At 61.2% G+C, this 15,896-nt stretch carries 15 protein-coding genes; 7 read left to right on the forward strand and 8 right to left on the reverse strand.

Features of this window, described 5'->3' with window-relative positions:
* The first annotated feature begins 1 nt into the window (after position 1).
* Positions 2–1,720 carry a peptidoglycan -binding protein gene (locus JHX88_RS04335; RefSeq protein WP_076525586.1) on the forward strand — a complete coding sequence of 573 codons (1,719 nt, stop codon included), beginning with the start codon at positions 2–4 and terminating at the stop codon, positions 1,718–1,720.
* On the opposite strand, the gene JHX88_RS04340 is transcribed toward JHX88_RS04335, so the two are convergent.
* Complete coding sequence (locus tag JHX88_RS04340; protein ID WP_272848253.1) at positions 1,717–2,052, reverse strand: SMR family transporter; 336 nt, start codon at positions 2,050–2,052, stop codon at positions 1,717–1,719. The two genes, JHX88_RS04335 and JHX88_RS04340, sit on opposite strands and share 4 nt — an antisense overlap.
* A 168-nt stretch (positions 2,053–2,220) precedes the next feature.
* Here JHX88_RS04340 and purB point away from each other — a divergent pair, with 168 nt between their 5' ends.
* From purB to gap, 4 genes are all read left to right on the forward strand, one after another.
* The gene (gene purB, locus JHX88_RS04345) at positions 2,221–3,534 is read left to right on the forward strand and encodes an adenylosuccinate lyase (RefSeq protein WP_076525882.1); all 1,314 of its coding nucleotides are present in this window, start codon (positions 2,221–2,223) and stop codon (positions 3,532–3,534) included.
* A gap of 84 nt (positions 3,535–3,618) precedes the next feature.
* Positions 3,619–4,629: a FliG C-terminal domain-containing protein gene (locus JHX88_RS04350; RefSeq protein ID WP_076525589.1), complete on the forward strand. Its 1,011-nt coding sequence runs from the start codon at positions 3,619–3,621 to the stop codon at positions 4,627–4,629.
* A gap of 109 nt (positions 4,630–4,738) precedes the next feature.
* The gene (locus JHX88_RS04355; RefSeq protein ID WP_176011430.1) at positions 4,739–4,882 is read left to right on the forward strand and encodes a hypothetical protein; all 144 of its coding nucleotides are present in this window, start codon (positions 4,739–4,741) and stop codon (positions 4,880–4,882) included.
* A 153-nt stretch (positions 4,883–5,035) separates the two neighbouring features.
* On the forward strand, positions 5,036–6,037 hold the full coding sequence (gene gap, locus JHX88_RS04360) for a type I glyceraldehyde-3-phosphate dehydrogenase (RefSeq protein WP_076525591.1): 1,002 nt from the start codon (positions 5,036–5,038) through the stop codon (positions 6,035–6,037).
* 76 nt (positions 6,038–6,113) lie between these two features.
* On the opposite strand, the gene JHX88_RS04365 is transcribed toward gap, so the two are convergent.
* From JHX88_RS04365 to JHX88_RS04395, 7 genes are all read right to left on the reverse strand, one after another.
* Positions 6,114–7,334 (reverse strand): multidrug effflux MFS transporter, encoded by a 1,221-nt coding sequence (locus tag JHX88_RS04365; RefSeq protein WP_076525592.1) that lies wholly within the window; start codon positions 7,332–7,334, stop codon positions 6,114–6,116.
* Between the two features lie 171 nt (positions 7,335–7,505).
* A complete protein-coding gene (locus tag JHX88_RS04370) occupies positions 7,506–8,798 on the reverse strand; it encodes a pyruvate dehydrogenase complex dihydrolipoamide acetyltransferase (protein ID WP_076525594.1) in 1,293 nt (430 codons plus the stop codon).
* A gap of 12 nt (positions 8,799–8,810) precedes the next feature.
* On the reverse strand, positions 8,811–10,196 hold the full coding sequence (locus JHX88_RS04375) for a pyruvate dehydrogenase complex E1 component subunit beta (protein WP_076525595.1): 1,386 nt from the start codon (positions 10,194–10,196) through the stop codon (positions 8,811–8,813).
* Between the two features lie 17 nt (positions 10,197–10,213).
* On the reverse strand, positions 10,214–11,248 hold the full coding sequence (pdhA, locus tag JHX88_RS04380; RefSeq protein ID WP_076525597.1) for a pyruvate dehydrogenase (acetyl-transferring) E1 component subunit alpha: 1,035 nt from the start codon (positions 11,246–11,248) through the stop codon (positions 10,214–10,216).
* Between the two features lie 107 nt (positions 11,249–11,355).
* On the reverse strand, positions 11,356–11,649 hold the full coding sequence (locus tag JHX88_RS04385) for an FtsB family cell division protein (RefSeq protein WP_076525884.1): 294 nt from the start codon (positions 11,647–11,649) through the stop codon (positions 11,356–11,358).
* Between the two features lie 71 nt (positions 11,650–11,720).
* Positions 11,721–12,500 (reverse strand): 23S rRNA (adenine(2030)-N(6))-methyltransferase RlmJ, encoded by a 780-nt coding sequence (rlmJ, locus tag JHX88_RS04390; RefSeq protein WP_076525599.1) that lies wholly within the window; start codon positions 12,498–12,500, stop codon positions 11,721–11,723.
* 521 nt (positions 12,501–13,021) lie between these two features.
* Positions 13,022–13,243 (reverse strand): DUF1127 domain-containing protein, encoded by a 222-nt coding sequence (locus JHX88_RS04395; protein WP_084203083.1) that lies wholly within the window; start codon positions 13,241–13,243, stop codon positions 13,022–13,024.
* Between the two features lie 335 nt (positions 13,244–13,578).
* Here JHX88_RS04395 and JHX88_RS04400 point away from each other — a divergent pair, with 335 nt between their 5' ends.
* Together JHX88_RS04400 and JHX88_RS04405 are read left to right on the forward strand one after the other, a co-directional pair.
* Entirely contained in the window at positions 13,579–14,661 is a 1,083-nt protein-coding gene (locus tag JHX88_RS04400) for an Mrp/NBP35 family ATP-binding protein (protein WP_076525601.1), read from the forward strand.
* 716 nt (positions 14,662–15,377) lie between these two features.
* Positions 15,378–15,896 (forward strand): division/cell wall cluster transcriptional repressor MraZ, encoded by a 519-nt coding sequence (locus JHX88_RS04405; protein ID WP_076525603.1) that lies wholly within the window; start codon positions 15,378–15,380, stop codon positions 15,894–15,896.

A 15,896-nucleotide genomic window follows, 5' to 3' on the forward strand; every position in this document is an offset into this window, starting at 1 on the left:
TATGGCGCTGAACCGCGCTTCGACCAATCGTTTTTCGGCTTCGATCTGGCCGGGTTTCGTGGACGCGATGACCGCGCTTCTGATGGTGATGATGTTCGTCCTGACGATCTTCGTGATCGTCCAGTTCGTTTTACGCGAGCAGGTCACCGACCAGGGCAGCAGGATTACCGAGCAGGATCAGGTGATCTCGCGGCAGGAACAGCGCCTGAACGACTTGGGAGAACAGGTTTCGGCCCTGGGTCAGGCTTTGACGGCATCCGAAGGGCGCGAGGCCAGTCTGGAAGGGCAACTGGCCGAGCAAATCGATGCACGTGAGACGCTGGAAAACCAGCTTGCCGATGCCGAGGCACAGGCCCGTGACCGCGCGGCGCATATCACGCGCCTTGCCAATCAGTTGGAAAACAGCAGGTCCGAGTTGAAAGAGGCAAAAACCCGGCTGACGGATTTTGAAGCCGAGGTGGCGGCGCTGATCGCGGCACGTAACCAGGATCAGCAGCAGGCCGAGGCGGCGCAGCAGGCATTGCAGGAGCAGTTGACCGAACAGCGAGAGCGGGCTTCGGCGGCGGAACTGGCAGTGGCTGCCGCGCGCGACGAGGTCGATGCACAGGCCGAGCAGGCCCGGCTGGCTGCGGCCCGCCGCGATGCGCTCGAGGCGCTGATGGCGGATCTGCGCCGCCGGAACGCCGGGGCGAATGAGGAAACCGCACAATTGCGATCTGATCTGACCGCCGCCCAATCCCGGCTTAGTGAGGCCGAGGCGGCGCGTCTGGCCGAGGCCGAGGCGGCCAAGGCCCTGCGCGCACGGTTGGAGGAGGCCGACAGCGAATTGACGGCGATGACCCTGTCGCTGGAGGAGAGCCGCAAGGAGGCGGAAGAGACACTGACCCTTCTCGCCGCAGCCCAATCCGCCCGTGACCGGTTGTCCGAAGAGGCCGAGGCAAACCAGACCGAGGCGGATCGACAAGCGGCCTTGCTGGCGACTGCAAGGGCGGAACTGGCCAAGCAGGACGAAATCTCCAGCGAGGATCAGCGGCGGCTCGCGCTCCTGAACGAGCAGGTCGCGTCGCTGACCGCGGAACTGGGTTCGTTGCAGGCGCTTCTGGACACCGCCGGAGACGAACAGGAACAGGCCGAGTTACGGGTGGAGGAGCTGGGACAACAGCTCAACGCCGCTCTTCTTCGTGCGGCCGAGGAAAAGGAGCGGCGCCTCGAACTGGAAGAGGAAGCCCGCAAACGGGCGGAGGAAGAGGCGCGCGATCTTGCCCGCTATCGCTCGGAATTCTTTGGCAGGATGTCTGAAATCCTCTCGGGACGCGAGGGCGTGCGGATCGTGGGCGATCGCTTCGTGTTCCAGTCAGAGGTCCTGTTCGCACCGGGCGAGGCGACCCTGTCTTCATCCGGGCGCGAACAGATCGCCGGGGTGGCCCGGATGCTGTCGGACATCTCGGATGAGGTCCCGTCCGAGATCGACTGGATCATCCGGGTGGATGGTCATACCGACAGCACGCCCTTGTCGGGGACCGGTCGCTATCGGGACAATTGGGAACTTAGCCAGGCTCGTGCCTTGGCGGTGGTGCGATACATGATCGACGATCTGGGCTTCCCCTCCGACCGGCTGGCTGCGACCGGCTTTTCCGACACGCGCCCAGTCAATGACGGGGATACGGCCGAGGCGCGCGCCCAGAACCGCCGGATCGAGCTGAAACTGACCGAGCGTTAATGCCCGACCGTCTTGGAAAACAGGTTGACCACCAGCACACCGGCAACGATCAGCGATAATCCGATGATCGCGGGCAAATCCAGCCGTTGCCCGAATATCACCAGCCCGATCAGTGCAACCAGCACGATGCCCACCGCGCTCCATACCGCATAGGCGATGCCGAGCGGCAGCACCTTGAGGCTGATCGACAGCAGGTAAAAGCTGAGTAGATAGCACAATGCCATGCCGATTGTCGGCCATAGCCGGGTGAACTGGGCCGAGAGCTGCAGGAGCGACGTTCCCACCACTTCGAGAGCGATCGCCAGTAGTAGCGCGAGGTAGGGAAGGGACATCATGGCGAATCTCACTGGCTGGCGGAAATTGACGACCGAAGGAACTTGGACCAGCCAACAGCGCTGTTCAACCTCGGAAAGCCTTCCGGCGACCGTATGTGCGATGACATGCAACTTGCCCCCGCGGCAGCAGAAGGCTATGCCCGCGCCAACGACAAGGAGCCTGCCATGATCCCTCGCTATGCCCGCCCCGAAATGACCGCGATCTGGTCGCCGGAAACCAAGTTCCGCATCTGGTACGAGATCGAGGCCCATGCCTGTGACGCCCAGGCCGAGCTTGGGGTGATCCCCAAGGCGAATGCCGAAGCGGTCTGGCGTGCCAAGGATGTGGAATTCGACGTGGCGCGCATCGATGAGATCGAGGCGGTGACCAAGCATGACGTGATCGCCTTCCTGACCCACCTGGCCGAGCATATCGGATCCGAAGATGCCCGCTTCGTCCATCAAGGCATGACCTCGTCCGATGTTCTGGACACCACGCTGAATGTCCAGCTTGTCCGTGCCGCCGATATCCTGCTGGCCGATATGGACAAGCTGCTGGCCGCGCTGAAACGCCGCGCCTTGGAGCACAAGGACACCGTCCGCATCGGGCGCAGCCACGGAATCCATGCCGAACCGACCACGATGGGCCTGACCTTCGCCCGTTTCTATGCAGAGATGGCGCGCGGGCGGGAGCGGCTGGAACGGGCCCGCGAAGAGGTTGCCACGGGTGCGATCTCGGGCGCGGTCGGAACCTTCGCCAATATCGATCCGCATGTCGAGGAACATGTTTGCGCGCAACTGGGCCTGCGGCCCGAGCCGATCAGCACACAGGTCATCCCGCGCGACCGCCACGCGATGTTCTTTGCCACGCTCGGGGTGATCGCGTCGTCCATGGAAAATATCGCCATCGAGATTCGCCATATGCAGCGGACCGAGGTGCTTGAAGCCGAGGAATTCTTCAGCCCTGGCCAAAAGGGTTCTTCCGCCATGCCGCACAAGCGCAACCCGGTGCTGACCGAGAACCTGACCGGCCTCGCCCGACTGGTCCGCATGGCGGTGATCCCGGCTATGGAGAATGTGGCGCTTTGGCATGAGCGCGACATCAGTCATTCCTCGGTCGAGCGCGGCATCGCTCCGGACGCGACGATCACGCTTGATTTCGCGCTGAACCGGCTGGCGGGTGTGGTCGACAAGCTGGTCGTCTATCCCGAGACCATGCTGGCCAATATGAACAAGTTCAAAGGCCTGGTGATGAGCCAGCGGGTCCTGCTGGCACTGACCCAAGCGGGTGTTTCGCGCGAGGACGCCTATCGCCTGGTGCAGCGCAACGCCATGAAGGTCTGGGAGGAAGGCAAGGATTTCAAAGAGGAATTGCTGGCCGATGCGGAAGTGACCGCGGCCTTGTCCCGCGAGGAGATCGAGGAGAAATTCGATCTCGGATATCATACCAAGCATGTCGATACGATTTTCGCGCGGGTCTTCGGAGAAAAACCGGCCTGAAAAACCGCTCCGGGTAAATTCGGGTTAGGATCTTCGTGCCAGTTTAACCGTCAGCATGTGATCGATGGCTGACGAGGGCGGATAATGAATGCGCAAACCGGGCTGAATCCACGGCAAAAGGCGGCGATCATCGTCCGGCTTTTGCTGGATGACGAGGCAGAGGTGAATCTGGAAGGGTTCGACAACGACAGGCAGACATTGCTGGCCGAGGAAATGGCGAATATGGACCTGATCGATCGCCAGACCCGCGACGATGTGATCTCGGAATTCTGTGATAATCTCGAAGCAGTGGGGGTGACCTTTCCCGGCGATCTGGACGGAACGCTGGAGATCCTCGCGGACAGGTTGTCGAAGGATGCGACAGACCGTCTGAGGCGATTGGTCATGATGTCGGGGCGTGGTGATCCATGGCCGCGTGTCACCGGGTTACCGCAGGAAGACATCCAGGTCTTGGCTGAGAACGAGGCGGTCGAACTGGTCGCCGTGATGCTGTCCAAACTGTCCGTTGCACAGGCCTCCAAGACCTTCTCCGCGCTGGATCGCGAAAGGGCGCAGATGGTGGCTCAGGCGATGGCGATGACACGGGATATCGGCCCGCAGGCATTGCAACGGATCGGCCTGGTCCTGGCCCAGGCGGCTGATGCCTTGCCGCATCCGGGCATGGAAGCACCGGCCAGCGGTCGGATGGGCGACATATTGAATTTCGCGAGTTCCGATCTTCGTGACGATGTTCTTGATTTGCTGGATCGCGAGGACGCAGTTTTTGCCGAGGACGTTCGCCGGGCAATTTTCACCTTCGCGCATATTCCGGAACGGATAGACCCGCGCGATATTCCGCGGATCGTTCGGGCGGTGGATCAGCAGGTCCTGGTCCGCGCTTTGGCGCAGAAAACCGAGAAGGAAGCTGCCGCTGCAGCCTTCATCCTGACGAATCTGTCGCAACGCATGGCCGACGGATTGCGAGAAGAGGCAGCGGCTCTTGGCACTCTCCGTCCCAAGGATGCTGACGAGGCCGCGAACGAAGTCGTCGCTGCGATTCGCAGGTTGCAGATGGAGGAAGGTTTGACTTTGATACAGCCTGAAGATGACCGGTAAACAAAGGCGGAATCGCCTTCACCAGCAGGCTGGCGGAATTTCGTCCGATATGACCATGATATCTTGCCGCCAGTCGAAAGAAGCGCAATAAGCACCGTCGGAGGCTCTCATGAACAATCAGATTGCCATTTCTCTTGCGGTACTAATCATTGGCCTATTCGTCGTGGATCACTTCTGGCTGCATATGGGCTTGCCGGTGCTTGCCGGCAAAGAGTTCAGCCGTCTGATCGATTTTATCATCTTCTGGAGATAGGATTGGCGAACATCTCCGGGTTCCATTCGTCTTCATAGACATAATGGCAGAACCCCGCTCGCCACGCATTGCCTGAACCCTTCAGGGCATTTGCATCGGCCCTCAAGCCACGCTAGAGGAAACGCAACGTCATCTGGTCGGGAGAAAAAAACCATGGCTGTCAAAGTCGCCATCAACGGTTTCGGTCGCATCGGGCGCAACGTGCTGCGCGCTATCGTGGAGTCAGGACGCACGGATATCGAGGTCGTCGCCATCAACGATCTCGGCCCGGTCGAGACCAATGCCCATTTGCTGCGCTATGACAGCGTGCATGGCCGCTTTCCCGCCGAAGTCAAAGTGAACGGTTCGACGATCGATGTGGGCCGTGGCCCGATCGAAGTCAGCGCGATCCGCAACCCGGCCGAACTGCCCTGGAGCAATGTGGATGTCGTGCTGGAATGCACCGGCATCTTTACCTCGAAGGAAAAATGCCAGGCGCATCTCGAGAACGGCTCCAAGCGCGTGTTGATCTCGGCTCCCGGCACGGATGCCGACAAGACCATCGTCTTCGGCGTTAATGACGGCACCCTGACCAGCGATGACATCGTTGTCTCGAACGCGAGCTGCACGACGAACTGCCTGTCGCCGGTTGCCAAGGTCCTGAACGACAGCATCGGCATCACCCGTGGCTTCATGACCACGATTCACAGCTATACCGGCGATCAGCCGACGTTGGACACGATGCACAAGGACCTGTACCGCGCCCGCGCCGCCGCGTTGTCGATGATCCCGACCTCCACCGGTGCCGCAAAGGCCGTGGGGCTGGTGCTGCCCGAGCTGAAAGGGCGCCTGGACGGTGTTGCGATCCGTGTGCCGACGCCGAATGTCTCGGTCGTCGATCTGACATTCGAAGCCGCGCGCGATACCTCGGTCGAAGAGATCAACACCGCCATCAAAGCCGCCGCAGACGGCCCGCTGAAAGGTGTGCTTAGTTACACCGAAGAACCGCTTGTCTCGTCGGATTTCAACCACGACCCGCATAGCTCGATCTTCCACATGGACCAGACCAAGGTCATGGAAGGCAAACTGTGCCGCATCCTGACCTGGTATGACAATGAATGGGGCTTCTCGAACCGCATGTCGGATACCGCGGTAGCGATGGGCAAGCTGATCTGATCAGTCAGAACCTTGGGAAAGTCAGGCGGCGAGGGTACACCTCGCCGCCTTTTTCTTGTTGTAGGGCCGTGCTGGCTCAGTCTTCCAAAAATCGCATCATGAACCATGCAAGGCCCGAGCAGATCAGCGTCGCCGTGATCACCGGCAGTGCCGTGCCATTATAGAGCAGGCCGACCGGCGCGGCGATGACGGTGGCCAGCACTGTCGAGATTGCCGCAACCACGGAAGCGGCCATGCCGGCGATATGACCCATTTTCTGCAGTGCCAGAGCATTAAGGTTGCCGAAGGTTACGCCGGCCATGAAGAACACGCTCACCGCCCAGAGAAAGAAGGCCGGAAACTGCAATGCGGCAGGCAGGATGCCGGTCATGATCAGGACCAACATGATCGAGGAAACGCAGGTTTGCATCGTATAGGCCCATTTGGCGATACGGCGCATACCGAAGCGAACGACGAATGTCGCGTTCAACACCGTGCCCGAACCGGACAGCAATGCCATGGCCGCGAACCAAAACGGAAAGGCGTCTCCCTTGCCATATGCTTCGCCGAATAGCTGTTGGGCCGAGGACAGAAGGGCGAACATCTGGCCGAAGCCGAGTGTCAGGATGAATGTGCACAGCATCACATGGCGGTTGGTCAGGACTTCGCGGGCGGCCTCTTTCAGCGGTGTGACCTGCAAGGGGCGGCGACGCTCGACGGGCAGGGTTTCGGCCTGGCGCAAGTTCAGCCAAGTGACACCAACCAATGCGAAAAACAGGAAGCCGTAAAAGACGCCATGCCAACCCGCCAACCAGATCATGCCAGCCCCAATGGACGGTGCGAGCGCGGGAACAATGATAAAGACCATCATCACAAGGCTGGTGATCCGCGCCATCTCGCGGCCTGCGTAAAGGTCACGAACCAGCGCGAGGCCGACAATGCGCGGGCCAGCCGCGCCGAGACCCTGCACAAATCGGGCGAAAAGCAGCATCTCTATGGATTCGGCGAAGATCGCAGCAAGGGTGGCGCATGCGTAAATGGCAAACCCGATTGTGATCGCGCGCTTGCGGCCGATAGCGTCCGAAATCGGCCCCGCAAACAGTGTGCCGGTCCCCATACCCGCGACAAAGACCGTCAGGATCAGTTGTGCGCGGTTGTGATCCTCGGGGGTCAGGGCTTCGGCGATTTGCGGCAGGGCAGGCAACATCGCATCGATGGAGAACGCGATGGTGGCGAAAAGAAAGGCCAGCATTGCGATGAATTCTGGCATCGGCAGACGCCGCACCGGCGCATGCTGAAAACTGACGGTCTGGTTCATCGGAAGATACCTATCGGTTGAAGCCAGCCCATAGCGATTTTTTGCACGATGTGCAAGATATGGTTGCGGCGGAGATCACTCCGGGACCATCGAATTGCAGGTGGGTCTGGCTGTCAAAGAAAAAGAGGGCCGCAAGGCCCCCTTTTCTTGTGCCGAATCTGTGTTTCGACCTCAGGCCAGCATGCCCATAGGGTTTTCCAGATGGTTGACGATGGCCTCGAGTAATTGGGCGCCAAGCGCGCCGTCGATGACGCGGTGATCGACCGAGAGGGTCATCGACATGACATTGCGGATCACCACCTCGTCTTCCTCTACCACCGGAGTCTGGATGCCCGCACCCACGGCAAGGATCGCGCCATGGGGAGGGTTGATGACCGCATCGAAATTCTCGATGCCGAACATGCCCAGATTCGAGATGGCGAAGCTTCCGCCCTGATATTCATGCGGGGCGAGCTTCTTGTTCTTGGCGCGGTTGGCGAGGTCCTTCATCTCGGAGGACAGGGCCGACAGCGTCTTTTGCTGCGCGTCCTTCAGGACAGGTGTGAAGAGACCGCCTTCGACGGCCACGGCGACCGCGACATCCGAAGGTTTCAGCTTGATGATCCGATCGCCCGCCCAGACCGCGTTGGCATCCGGCACCTCTTGCAGGGCCAGCGCGCAAGCCTTGATGATGAAGTCGTTAACGGACAGCTTCACGCCACGCGCTTCAAGCTGCTTGTTCAGATCGCCGCGGAATTTCATCAGTGCGTCCAGCTTGGCCGAGCGGCGCAGGTAGAAATGCGGGATGGTCTGCTTCGCTTCGCCAAGCCGCTGCGCGATTGTGCGGCGCATACCGTCGAGCGTGACCTCTTCGGTTTCCCGATCGGCATAAATCTTGGCGATGGCATCCGCCGAGGGGCCTTGCGGGGCGGCGGCAGCGGGTGCCGGGGCAGCTTCGGCCTTGGCCGGGGCGGCTCCAGGCTTCGCGCTTTCGACATCGGCCTTGACGATCCGGCCGCGCGGGCCGGAGCCCTCGATCGAGGCCAGATCGATGCCCTTCTCGGCGGCGATGCGCCGTGCGAGAGGCGAGGCGAATATGCGGTCGCCCGAGGCGGATTTCGGTGCCGCAGGCGCGGGGGCGGGATCAGGTTTGGCCTCTGCCTTTGGGGCTTCGGCAACAGGGGCGGCTTGGGTCTTGGCCGGTGCCGGGGCGCTGGCGGCGGCGATATCGTCGGCGTTCTCGCCTTCCTCCAGCAGTACCGCGATGGGCGTATTGACCTTGACGCCGGCAGCGCCTTCCTCGACGAGGATCTTGCCTAAGGTCCCCTCGTCGACGGCCTCGAACTCCATCGTCGCCTTGTCGGTCTCGATCTCGGCGATGATGTCGCCGGATTTGACTTCGTCGCCCTCTTTCACCAGCCATTTGGCCAGCGTGCCTTCCTCCATGGTCGGAGAAAGCGCGGGCATCAGGATTTCTGTCGGCATCTCGCTTGCTCCTTACTTGTAGGTGACCTTCTTCACCGCCTCGACAACTTCCGCCGGGGTGATCAGGGCGTGCTTTTCAAGATTGGCGGCATAGGGCATGGGAACGTCCTTGCCGGTGCAGTTGATCACCGGGGCGTCCAGCCAGTCGAAGGCGTTCTCCATGATATGGGCCGAGATATGGTTGCCGATGGAGCCCACGGGGAACCCTTCCTCGACGGTCACGCAGCGGTTGGTCTTCTGGACCGATTCGATGATCGTGGCATAATCGATTGGGCGCAGGGTTCGCAGGTCGATCACCTCGGCCTCGATCCCTTCCTCGGCCAGCTTCTCGGCGGCTTCCAGTGCATGGGTCATGCCGATGCCAAAACTGACGATGGTCACGTCGCTGCCCGCGCGGGCGATACGGGCCTTACCGAAGGGGATGGTGAAGTCTTCCAGATCCGGAACCTCGAAGCTGCGACCATAGAGGATCTCGTTTTCGAGGAAGATCACCGGGTTCGGATCGCGGATCGCTTGCTTCAGCAGACCCTTCGCATCGGCGGCGGTATAGGGCATTACCACCTTGAGGCCGGGAATGGCGGCATACCATGCGGAATAATCCTGGCTGTGCTGGGCGCCTACACGGGCGGCGGCACCGTTCGGGCCGCGGAACACCATAGGTGCGCCCATCTGCCCGCCGGACATGTAGAGCGTCTTGGCCGCCGAGTTGATGATATGGTCGATGCCCTGCATCGCGAAGTTGAAGGTCATGAACTCGACAATCGGGCGCAGCCCGGCCAGCGCGGCCCCGGTGCCGATGCCGGTGAAGCCCATTTCCGAGATTGGCGTATCGACCACGCGGCGCGGTCCGAACTTGTCCAGCAAACCCTGGCTGATCTTGTACGCGCCCTCGTATTCCCCGACTTCTTCGCCCATCAGGAAGACGGTGTCGTCGCGGTCCATTTCTTCTTCCATGGCCTCGCGAATGGCTTCGCGGACGGTCATGGTCTTCATGCTCGTGCCTTCGGGCCAATCGGGGCTACGGTCAGCCTGCTTCGCTACGGGCGCAGCTTCGGCACGCTGGATCGTCTGGCCGGTATCATTGGGATGGCCGCCCTTGTCATCCTCTGGCTCAGACGCGGGAGAGGCAGAGGTTTTTATATCGTCGGCGCTTTCGCCTTCCTCGATCAGGACGGCGATGGGGGTGTTGACCTTCACGCCCTCGGTGCCCTCATCGATCAGGATTTTGCCGAGCGTTCCTTCATCGACCGCCTCGAATTCCATAGTGGCCTTGTCGGTTTCGATCTCGGCGATGATGTCGCCGGCCTTGACCTCGTCGCCTTCCTTTTTCAGCCATTTCGCCAGCGTGCCTTCCTCCATGGTCGGCGACAGGGCGGGCATCAGGATCTCGGTTGCCATATTCGTCGTCCCTTCCCTTACGCGTGCTCTTCAGCCGAGCCTTGCGGCAGCTCTTCGGCATAGATATCGGTCCACAGCTCTTCCGCTGCGGGCTCCGGGCTCTCCTTGGCGAATTCGGCCGAGTCGTTCACGATATCCTTGATCTCCTTGTCGACGGCCTTGAGTTCGTCTTCGGTGGCGTGTTTGCCTTGCAGCAGCAGCTCGCGAACATTCTCGATGGCGTCGCGTTCGTCGCGCATCTTCTGCACCTCTTCGCGGGTCCGGTACTTGGCCGGATCGGACATGGAGTGGCCGCGATAGCGATAGGTCATGATTTCAAGGATGTAGGGGCCCTTGCCCGCGCGGCAATGCGCGACGGCCTTTTCTCCGGCGGCCTTGACCGCCAGGACATCCATGCCGTCAACCTGTTCGCCCGGTATGCCGAAGGCTTCGCCGCGACCGAACAGAGAGGTGGATTTGGTCGAGCGCTTGACCGAGGTGCCCATGGCATACTGGTTGTTCTCGATCACGAAAACCACTGGCAAGTCCCACAACTCGGCCATGTTGTATGTTTCATAGACTTGGCCCTGGTTGGCCGCGCCGTCACCGAAATAGGTGAAGGTGACATTGTCATTGCCCAGGTACTTATCGGCGAATGCCAGCCCCGCGCCAAGTGGCACCTGGGCGCCGACGATACCGTGTCCGCCATAGAAATGCTTTTCGCGGCTGAACATGTGCATCGAGCCGCCCTTGCCCTTGGAATAGCCGCCCTCGCGGCCGGTCAGCTCGGCCATCACGCCGCGCGGGTCCATGCCACAGGCCAGCATGTGCCCATGATCGCGATACGAGGTGACACGCTTGTCGCCTTCTTTCGAGCTGGCCTCGAGGCCGACGACGACGGCTTCCTGGCCGATATAGAGGTGACAGAAGCCACCGATCAGGCCCATGCCGTAAAGCTGGCCTGCCTTTTCCTCGAATCGGCGGATCAGCAGCATGTCGCGATAGTATTTCAGCAATTCGTCCTTGGAAGTATTGGACGGCGCCGACTTGCTGGCAGCGGGTTTCCTGGCCATGCGGGGCTTTCCTCCTGGGTGCTGGTTCGGAATAGTTCAGCGTTAAACTATCCGTAGCGTATCGCGCGGGAGGGTGCAATGCGGGAAACCCACAGGCCCGGAAAGGGCTATTGGATGATGATTTCGTCCGGGCGGATCACGCCCAGAACCTCGCGCGCGCGCTCGTCCAGAAGGTCGAGATCGAGGTATTCATCCGACAGGCGATGGGTCAGGTTCTGCATCCGGCCGACTTCTTTTCGCAGCCGGTCGCGCTCGGCGATCAGCTCCTCGGTCTCGGCTTCCACCTGAACCCGGCGCAGGATCCCCGAAGGCCCCTGCACGGCGGCAAAGGCGAAATATAGGCCCAGTGCAAAAATCAGTATGAAAAAGATACTGGCACTGATCGATAGACGCTGCGACATGAAAGACTGCCCGTTATGTTTTGCGCTGATCATGCCATATGCGGGCGGGCAGGGGAATCCCCCGCCGCGTGTCAGGGCAGTTGCCGGAAGAGCTTTTCAAGCCGCGCGGCCTCTTGGGCGAGGCTCCAAGGCGGATTTAGGATGAACATTCCCGATCCGATCATCGCGTGTCCCGGTCGGGCAGGCGGAAAATCGACTTCCGAGATCAGCGCGTCGGGATATGCGGTGCGGAGAGCGCCGGTCATGGTCTCGTGGCGCCCGTCGGCGAGGATCGGATACCAGAGCGCGATGACGCCGACATTCCACTTTCGGGCAATCTGGCCGATGATCCGGGGCAGGGAGTCGTAATCGGCCTTGATTTCATAGCTTGGGTCGATCAGCAGCATGCCGCGCCTTGGCGTCGGCGGGCAGACAGCCTGCGCCATGCGGAAGCCGTCCTCGCGATGGATCGTGGCAAAGCCCGACACCTGCGACAAGGCTGCATGTTCCGTCGGGTGCAGTTCGGCCAGGTGGGCGCGATCGCCGGGGCGCAAGAAATGCGCGGCAATAAGGGGGGAGCCGGGATAGGCGGTCCTGCCATGCACGGCTCGGATATCTTGCAGAGCGCGCAGCAAGGGGTGGTCCGGGGCCAGCCAGCCTTCTGCTTCGGCCCGGAAGATGCCGGCTTGCGCCTCGCCGGTTTTTGCCGCTTCGGGGCTATTCAGGTCGTATAATCCGCGCCCCGCATGTGTTTCCAGATAGGTCAGCGGTTTGTCCTTGCGCGTCAGGTAATCCAGCGCTGCGGCAAGCAGGGCGTGCTTGTGCAGATCGGCGGTATTTCCCGCGTGGTAGGCGTGCTGATAGCTGAGCATGCCTCGGCAATAGACCTGTCTGGCTTGATCGGGAAGGGCGCTGTGCAAAAAAAATGCGGCGGCGCCCAGGGAGGAGGAGAGGGCGCCGCCGCGCAACGCTGGCCCAGGGAGGAGGAGGGGCCGCGTATGGGCTGCGGTGAAGGCCAGGGAGGAGGAGAGGCCGGCACCGCACACGACAGGCTAGGGAGGAGGAGAAAGCCCGTCGTATCGATTTGCCGCAAATAAGGCGGCTATGGGGTGCGGTGGCTGCCCGGGAGGAGGAGTAGGCGTCACCGCAAACGACGAGCTGGGAGGGAGGAGAAAGGCCCGTCGTATGGTCTTGCCGCTAAACAGGGCGGCTATCTTGTGCGGCGGCTCCCTAGGGAGGAGGAGAAGGAGCCGCCGCTCGCATCCGTAAGCCCAGGGAGGAGGAGAAGGGCTGCGGAGCTAACTTTGGGCGGCGCCCTCCGGGGAGGAGGAGAGGAGGGCGCCGCCAAATCCCGAACCCAAGGGAGGAGGAGAAGGGTCGGGGAAGCGAATTCTTACTTGCCGTAGGCCGCTTCGTGGGCCAGGCGGGTGATCATCGAGCGGTTGATGCCCAGATCATCAAGGTCGCGGGTGGTCAATGCGTTCAGTTCGCGCAGTGTCTGGCGATAGACCGCACGGCGTGCGCGGTTTTCCTGCATCCGCTGAACCGCGTTCAGCAGGCGGCCACGCAGGCCGGTTTCGGCGGCGGCATTCTGTGCTTGAGCGATAACAGCCATGATGTTTCCTTTCGTTCGTCTCGTCTGGCACCCGGCCCGGATGGCCCGGTGCTTCGTTGGGATTAAGATGGACCTTATGCTGCAGTTGCACAATCCTCCCTTTTGCCAATGCTGCCATGCAGCAGGTGCATGACTGGCACGTAAGCCTGGGGTTGTAACCTCATGGAAATGTGATCGAAAAAGGCGAGCGCATTTGTCTTTAGCGCTAATGCTGCGACTGCAAACGATTTGTTCCGCGATGTTTGGTGGGGGATAGGCCGGGTTGCGGCGGGGTGGTTGCTGCGCCGTGCCGGATACACCATGTTGTTGGGGGATCCAGATACAAGGCCGATAATATGTCCGTAGACCGCGAAGTTGTCCTAAGGGAAATCTCCGAAATCGTCCTTCCGGGGGGGAAGACACTGGAGCAGGCCGATCTGGTCCGCGCGCTTGTTGTCGAGAACGGCACCATCCGATTCGTGCTGGAGGTCGACAATGCCGAGACCGCCCGCGAACTGGCTCCGGTCGAGGCAGAGGCAAAGCGCCGCCTGATGGCTTTACCGGGGATCGAGCAGGTTCACATCGTCATGACCGCCCCGGCGGCGAAGCCCGCTGCCCCTGCGGATGGGGGGGCGCCATCTCTGAAGGTCGGTGGCCATCCGACCGCCCAGGCTGGGCCGCAATCCATTCCCGGCGTGCGTCACATCATCGCCATTGGCTCGGGCAAGGGGGGAGTTGGCAAATCCACCGTCACCTCGAATCTCGCGGTCGCGCTCGCCAAGGCTGGCCGCAAGGTCGGATTGCTGGATGCCGATATTTATGGCCCCTCGCAGCCGCGGATGATGGGTGTGTCGGGCCGCCCGGCCAGTCCCGACGGTCAGCGGATCGAGCCACTGCATGCCCACGGAGTCACGGTGATGTCCATCGGGCTGATGTTGAAGGAAGGCGAGGCCGTGGTCTGGCGCGGCCCGATGCTGATGGGCGCGATCCAGCAATTGCTGCAACAGGTGAACTGGGGCGAGCTGGATGTGCTGCTGATCGACCTGCCGCCCGGCACCGGCGATGTGCAGCTCAGCCTTTGCCAAAAGGCGGCGGTGACCGGCGCGCTTATCGTTTCTACGCCGCAGGATGTGGCACTACTGGACGCGCGTCGGGCCATCGACATGTTCCGCAAGCTGAAGGCGCCGGTTCTCGGGTTGATCGAGAACATGTCGAGCTATGTCTGCCCAAGCTGCGGCGAGGAAGCTCATCTCTTCGGTCATGGCGGCGTTGCGACCGAGGCAGAGGCGCTCGGCCTGCCCTTCCTTGGCGAATTGCCATTGGAACTGGACGTCAGGTTGGCGGGTGATGCCGGGCAGCCGGTGGCGCTCGGCGATGGCGCGACCGCGCAAGCCTATGCGCGGCTGGCCGATCGGCTGGTGAAGGGTGGTATCGGCTGACGCAAGGTCGGCATCCTGAGTGACTGGCTCAGCGTAGCCTCCGAACCGCATGATTCCGGGTTTGGGCCATTCAGTGGCCTCTCTCTGGTTGGCTCATCATGTTCGGCGGGGGCGTGTTCGGCAATTCTGGGATAGAATGGGAATTCTGGGAATTCATGGAATCAGGTGGTGGAGCATACCTCCCGCGCCCGTGATTCGGCGTGATTACTATGGGATTTGGCGTGAATCATATGCTTCCAGGCCGATTTTTTCAAAGCAATGCAGGGAGGTCTGGGATTTTCTGCCACACCAAGGCAAATGCCATATGTTGTGGTTGGTTGGCTCTTGTGTCCCAATAGTTGATTATTAGGGCGGATTGTTGGCAGATTATTACGCTGATGAACCAAAAAGTTCAAATAAAATTCGTTAAGAAAGCGCAAAATTCCGTTGCCTCCCATGAATTCCCATGTCACAACGTAATCACGAAGACGGGCAGTGAAGGGGCATCAAGACCCCGCGAAGGCGAAGCAGGCTTCATACAGGCACCCGTTTTCCAAATTGATCCGCCCGCGCGTGCGAGCAGCACCAACCCCCAAGGTGGCGCGTGACAGGGTGGGCAACCCCGCAAGGGGCCCAGACAATGGGAACGAGGGCGGCGGATCGGGCAGTGGCAGCGGCCCGATCCGCCTTTCTCTTTCGGGCGGGCGAAAGAGACGGACAGTGAGGACGGCAAGCAGGTGGCGCGGAAGTTCAGAGGCACCGAACACGTCAAGCTGGATGGCAAGGGTCGCATGTCGATCCCGGCCAAGATGCGGCGTGTCTTCGATGCGGGCGACCCTTCCTTCTCGACCTCGAACACCGGCCGCACGCAGATCGTCGCCGTTTATGGCCCGGACTGGTGGAACTGGATCGAGCTATACACCATCGAGGCCGCCGACGAGATCGACGAACAGATCGACAGCTTGACCCGCGGCAGCAAAGAGCGCCGCTGGCTCGAACAGTTGATGAACGGCCAATCCACCGATCTTGAAATCGACCGCGAGGGACGACTGGTCCTGCCGCTGCGTTTACGGGAAAGACTGGGACTGGCCGAGGGGGCCGAGACGGTATTTGCTTCGCATGGCGACTACATCAAGGTCTATCACCCGGATTCGCCGCCGAAGGATATCGAGGAACTCGAGGAATTCACCGCTTCGAAAGGACCGGGATTCGATCCGCGAGAATTCCTGAGCGATGTCGATCCGGACGAGGGCTAG

Source organism: Paracoccus saliphilus, assembly GCF_028553805.1.
In the GTDB taxonomy this organism is placed as follows: domain Bacteria; phylum Pseudomonadota; class Alphaproteobacteria; order Rhodobacterales; family Rhodobacteraceae; genus Paracoccus; species Paracoccus saliphilus.